Here is a 6,032-nt window from a genome sequence, read left to right on the forward strand (position 1 = left end):
TGACGGCGACGAGCTGATCCTTCGCCGGGCACGAGGCAGCCGGTACGCATCCTTTGGCGATCCCGAGGCGCAGCCCGGCGACGTTTGGCACCTGGCCGCCGACCCCCGCCAGGCATTCATCACACTCGAAGTGGACAGCCAGGCCGCCACCTTGCCGAGCAAAAGGCTCCGGCACTTGGCTTTGAGGGTGACTCAGGTCACAGGCAGCCTGACTATCCGGCGCAAAACCGAGGCACGAAACGCTTTCGGCCGACCGGCCGAGGGCCTGGCGACCATCATCGACCAGGCACCGACCGCCTTTATTCGCGAGACCGTCGCCAATCCACCAAGGGGCCAGGACGCGATTCAACCGCTTGCCATCCGGCGGCGCTTTCTGGCTTCCACGGAGACCGGCCCAGCGCAAGGCGAAAGTGCGACGTTTTACCCGCCAGAAGGCCAACCGGTTGAATTGACCGTTCTGCATGTCACCCAGGTTGCCGGAAACCTTTGGGAGCTTGAACTAGCCTGAATCGACTGAAAAAGCCCCCTGCCAAATTCCTTGGCAGGGGGCTTTTTTGCGTTCACATTTACTGCTTGACTCTTTGCCTGGTTCGTGTAATTATCTTGAACGAACGATGAAGATAATTACAAGCACTGGGGGGGGGCGACCATGGCAGAGGGCAAATTCATCAGCTACCTTCGAGTTTCGACCGCAAAACAAGGGCGCTCCGGTCTCGGCCTGGAGGCTCAGCGGGAAGCGATCCTTCAGTATCTCAACGGTGGGGGCTGGCAGCTCCTGGCCGAACATGTCGAAATCGAATCCGGCAAGCACGACGATCGCCCCCAACTGCAAGCGGCCCTCGATGATTGCCGCCGTCGCGGTGCGACCCTGCTTATTGCGAAACTCGATCGCCTGAGCCGTGACGCTCACTTTTTGCTTGGACTGCAGAAGTCGAATGTAGATTTTGTGGCCGTTGACATGCCGCAGGCGAACTTTCTCACCGTCGGAGTCCTGGCGCTGCTAGCGCAGCAGGAGCGCGAAGCCATCAGCGCCCGCACCAAGGCCGCCCTTGCCGCTGCAAAGGCCCGTGGGCAGAAACTCGGAAAGCCCGAGAACCTGACCCAGGTCGCCAGACTCACTGGGGCGGCCCAGGCCAGCAAAGCCCGCACCGCCAAGGCCGACGATTTTGCAGCCAGAATTCGCCCGCTGGTAACCGAGTGCCTGCAGGAGTTGGGAACCTTGACCGCTGTTGCCCAGCGACTGAACGCAGACGGGGTGCTAACGGCCCGAGGAAAGACAGGCTCTTGGACGGCCCGGGCTGTGAAAAACCTCCTGGAACGCTGACCGAGGACGCAAAAAAGCCCCTGCCGAGTGTCCCGGCAGGGGCTTTTTTCAACTGTCAGTCGGCACCATCAGGCCTACTCCGCACCCTCCGGCTCGCCCTCACCTTCGACCGCAACCGCACCCTCCCCGCCGCCCTGGCGGACATTGGGAATTTTCGTCGAACCGCAGCTAGTGCAGTACCCATCAGGCCCTCGAACGGCCCCGCAATCCGGGCAATAAAAAACCTTCATGTCACAACCCTCCCAGGTTGAACAACCGCCGCCAGAACCCGCGACCCTTCAGCCGCGACAATTCACCCTGCAGCTGTTCCGCCGCCCGCTGGCTCGATGCTAGCTCGTCGTGGTGCTCAAGCAAAAGCCGATCCTGGCGCAAAGCCATCTCCTCATACCGACCACGCCAGCGGCCCAGCTCGCCCAGGAGCGCATCAGAGCGTTGACGCTCAGCCGCCAACTCGCGCCGCAGCTCAGCGACCAGGGCAGCATCAACCGGCGAGGAGCTGGCGGGCTTCTTCCAGGTCACCGATTCAGCGTCAACCTGCCATTTGCCGTGGACCTGCTCCGCAACTAGGCCCAGCTCTTCCCGCCGCTCGATCCAGCGCCTGATCGTCTTATCAGACACGCCGAAATGGACAGCCGCCTGCCCAATATCTAGCCAATGCTCCCCAATGTCTCCCACTGTCAACCCCTTGAAATATAAGACAATTTAGCCAATGTCCAGGACGTCCACCCAAAGACAGGACAATGTCTTGACAATAGCGGACAATGCCCGGCCTGTCAATCCCTGGCAATGCTAGCGCTGCATGGGCCATTGCAGGCAATCCATGCCGCTGACTGGCCGTGAATGGCTGTAATTTGCCCAGGATGCCAGTACACCCCCTTCCTGGCCTTGCCACTGCATGGCCTCACCGTGAAGGGCTGTACTGTGCAATACGCTGCAATACAGCGCAGGACAACGATTGCCAGTACATGCACGCGCAGTAATTCCCTTGCCAACCCCTGCAGGTGACTGCCAAGCACGCCCCTTACTGCGCCGCCCGAGCGTACAGCGTTTTTAAAAGCCTGGATGCAGCAAGCTGGCACCGCCTCAGCGGATAGGCGGGACGCTCCCGCTTTGCCCGTGGACAGCTCGCAAAACCCGCGACCTGCCCACAGGCAAGCCCCGCAGCTACAATTCACCAGGGGAAGACCGATCGCTAGCGCTTTTGAAAAAAAAATCGCAAAGCGATCGAAACTGACCGCTCCGCGACAGAAGCGCGAAGCGCGGCCCGACCTGGCGGTGGGCGGGTAGGCGAAGCCGTTAGCCGTCCACGGACAGCCGGGACTTTTTGCAGAAAAAAAAGCTATAAAAACAGAGATAGAAGTAAATGCCCCTCAAACCCAGTAAAATGGGGGGTCGTTGGTTCCGATCCGGAACTCCCGGGGTTCCGGATCGATACTCTGGGGTTCCGTTTTTTATTGTTGCACGGAAACCCAGAGTGGGTGTAGTGTTTCTAAAACGGAAACAAGAAACATCTTTCAAGGAAACGAGCAGTTCCAACAAAGCGAGGGAAACGGAACCATGGCGCATAACTATGTGAGCTCAGAAGGTATCGAGGCTGCTTCTGAAAACCCTTTTGTTCTGGACCTGCTCAAAGCGCGGGAGGTAGGCGATAAAGTCCAGATCATCAAGGGCCGCCGAGGCTGGGCGACAAAGGCGGCTCATCTCCTGGACCCAGAAACCGGCGAAGTCCTATCGGACTCACTTTGTTTATCTCACAAAACTTCTGTCGACCGTGGGAAGTTTGTGAAGATTTTTGTCGCTGGGCTGCAGGCTACGTTCGACCTTTCTAAGAGGGCCAGGGAGGCACTAACGGCAATACTTCAGTATCACGGCACTGAGGCCACATGTGGACCGACGCAGCGCAATGACATTATCGTTTTCCCCTATCTTGTCGCACAGGAAACAGCCTGGAGTCCATCTAGGCAAGTCTACCGCAGTGCGATGAACGAGCTTTGTTTGAAAAAATTCCTATGTCCTGTGGCGGGGACTGTAGATTGGTTTTGGACAAACCCGACTTTTTTCCACAAAGGCGATCGGCTGGTGATCATCAACCATTTTGTGACCGGAGAGGCCGCGAAAGCCTCTATCCCGGCGAAAGCTGGAGGCTGCGCCGAACTAGACCAACTCGGCTTTGACGGTTTGACCGAGCGCGAGCGCCGCGCCAATCATAGCGACAAAATGCCCGAAATCACACCACCGCAGGATATTGACCGCGGCCCGGGCCGGCCGGCCCTTCTGGACAGGGCGGCCGATGACTAGAACGAAATTCCAGCGCCAAGCCTATGCGCTCCGTCGAATGTCCAGGGCCGTGGATCGAGCTGTCGCCCTACGGGATCCCCTTGCCCCACGGTGGGCTCAGCTGTGGGCCATCGTCGCAGGTGTCCGACCCAGGCCCAAACGCTAGTCAGTGGGGGCGGCCGAAACTATACGATCCGACCCCCAAATCCGGAACCCTTGCTTCGCCCCGCGAGGGGGCGCCGCAGGCCATATATAGGCCCCACCAGGGCGCCAAATTTCCCGTCTGAGCCACTTTCCCGCGCTAGTCCTGCCTACCCTCTGTCTGAAATGACAGGCCCTGACATTTCAGACATCATACCGCGTAGTATCAGAGACAATTTAAGTTCTCTCAGAAGAAAAACCTCAACTATTTATAATAGTTAGAACTGAATCCAATTGACTATCAATTAGCGCCCCCGCCGATACCGGCAGGCGGCCCCAAAAACCCCCGCAGCTCCACCCCCGCCTTAACGATGCCAGGCTATATGGCTCCCCGTCTTTGTTCGCGCGCCATCAAAAATTTCCATGAACCGTAATAATTCTGCCGGTCCCAGGCACATAGGAGGGTGAGGGCAATGTCTGCCCAACTCAACCCGACCCGAGAGGACTGGAAAAAAATGGAAACGTACATCCCCACCCTAAAGCCCACCAAGGGCACCACCGACATGGACGCCGTCGCGATTAACGCACTTGTCAACGACGTGCAGCGTATGGCCGACACCGGCGACCATCTCCGCCGAGTGTTCGCCAGGCTGAAGCACAATCGGTCCTTCATGAGGCAATGGATCGTGAAGAACTGCGATTTCTCAGTGTCCTCCGGCCTGCGGTACATGATCATGGCTGCCGAGCGGCAGGAACTCCGACGAGCTGGCATTCGCGTTTTGGCCGACGCATACAGCTTGTTGGGTCTCGATAGCAACGTGTCGATCGGCTTGAGCAGCCCGCTATGGGACCGCGCGATCAGTGACCGCGACGCGCAGCCGGTCCAGGAGCCCTAGCCGCCTAGCTAACCACTGCTCGTTACCCCGCCCATAATTCAACAGAACCGAGCACTGACCATGATCACCGAGATTCAGCTTTACCCCAAAACAATCAGGGTGAAGCGCCCGTCGACCTCTACCCGGCGAGCGCCAACACCGCCGAACCGGGCAGGATCGGAGATTCAGGGCTTCTCCCGGAAAAGCAGGTCACGCCTCCGGTTCGTTGCCACGAATGCCGAGGGCATTTGCTCGCAGTTCCTCTGCACCTACGCCGACTCGTGGCCGCAGGACGGGCGGGGGATTAAGCAACACTTGAACACTTTCCTGACCGCAGTCAGGCGGGCCTTTTCAGGGGTGAATTACGTCTGGACGATGGAGTTTCAGACCCGGAGTGCGCCACACGTCCATTTTTTTTCAAGCGTCCCGGCGACCGCCGAGAACCGCGAAACGCTGGCCCGCATTTGGCACAGAATCGCAGACCCGGGCAACCCCAAACACCTGGCGTTTCACCGGCACCCGAAGAACTTTTTCCCATGGGAACTACGCACCGGGGGTTACCTGTGCAAATACCTGGACCCCCGCCACCAGAAGGCTGTTCCAGAAAACTTCTACAATTTCGGGCGCTTTTGGGGCAACTCCCGTGGGCTGATCGGCGCACCTGAAACGATCACCCCCGACGACATCGAAGCCGAGTTCCCCCTGGTGGACGCGACGACGGGCGAGGTGCGCGAAGACGCCCTGAAATTTCTGGTGCGCAACGTGGGCCGCTATCATGAGCGGAAGAACCCGCGATCGTGGTTTCGGAACACGGCCCGAACAGTCACCGTCCTGACAGGCGCGCCCGTATTCAGGCAGTTGTTTGAATACCTCCGACAGACCCGAGGGAAGGCCCTTCAACCGACACCCAAAGAAAAGGAAAATAAAGCAATGTTTCCAGACACTTACAGCAACTCAATCGAGCTTGAACAGCTCCCCCTCGACGACGCCATGGCGCTTGGATATTTGCTCCTGTGCCGTTACCGGCGAGACCTCCAGGCAGACCGCGACGCTTTCCGCGCCTGGCTCGCCGAGCACAGCCGCTTGCCGCTGGCCAGCGCCCTGCAAGCCATGCTGCTGGTCACCCAGGTTGACGCCCTGGCCGACGAGACCGGCGACCTGGACACCATCACCACCACCCAGGCCCTGGACTTTCTCGAGCTCAGCATCGACGATGCAGAAGACGAGAACGCCGCCTTTGCGCTGCTCCGCGTCGCCCCCCTGCCTCCGGCAAAAGGCCAGGCCCGGGCATGAGCAGAATTCCTAAGTGGGAAAACCGGCGCACTGGCCAGACCGCGGAAGGCGCCCGTGACGGCGACGAGCTGATCCTTCGCCGGGCACGAGGCAGCCGGTACGCATCCTTTGGCGATCCCGAG

The 6,032-nt window shown here is 59.4% G+C and carries 6 protein-coding genes; 5 read left to right on the forward strand and 1 reads right to left on the reverse strand.

From position 1 onward, the window contains the following. Positions 1–508, forward strand: a 508-nt coding sequence (locus JQN68_RS14255; protein ID WP_249621277.1) for a hypothetical protein, incomplete at its 5' end; no start/stop codon positions are given. 141 nt (positions 509–649) lie between these two features. Further along, a complete protein-coding gene (locus JQN68_RS14260) occupies positions 650–1,324 on the forward strand; it encodes a recombinase family protein (protein ID WP_225073772.1) in 675 nt (224 codons plus the stop codon). Between the two features lie 231 nt (positions 1,325–1,555). On the opposite strand, the gene JQN68_RS14265 is transcribed toward JQN68_RS14260, so the two are convergent. Next, complete coding sequence (locus JQN68_RS14265) at positions 1,556–1,999, reverse strand: DeoR family transcriptional regulator (protein WP_225073777.1); 444 nt, start codon at positions 1,997–1,999, stop codon at positions 1,556–1,558. A gap of 882 nt (positions 2,000–2,881) precedes the next feature. On the opposite strand from JQN68_RS14265, the gene JQN68_RS14270 reads away from it, so the two are divergent. The 3 genes from JQN68_RS14270 (at position 2,882) to JQN68_RS14280 (ending at position 5,910) form a co-directional block, all read left to right on the forward strand. Further along, complete coding sequence (locus JQN68_RS14270) at positions 2,882–3,622, forward strand: hypothetical protein (protein ID WP_225073776.1); 741 nt, start codon at positions 2,882–2,884, stop codon at positions 3,620–3,622. Positions 3,623–4,215: 593 nt separating this feature from the next. Beyond that, on the forward strand, positions 4,216–4,638 hold the full coding sequence (locus JQN68_RS14275; protein ID WP_225073775.1) for a hypothetical protein: 423 nt from the start codon (positions 4,216–4,218) through the stop codon (positions 4,636–4,638). 60 nt (positions 4,639–4,698) lie between these two features. After that, positions 4,699–5,910: a rolling circle replication-associated protein gene (locus JQN68_RS14280; protein WP_225073774.1), complete on the forward strand. Its 1,212-nt coding sequence runs from the start codon at positions 4,699–4,701 to the stop codon at positions 5,908–5,910. Positions 5,911–6,032 lie beyond the last annotated feature (122 nt).

It is taken from the genome of Desulfuromonas sp. CSMB_57 (assembly GCF_020194955.2).
GTDB lineage: Bacteria > Desulfobacterota > Desulfuromonadia > Desulfuromonadales > Syntrophotaleaceae > JAFCIY02.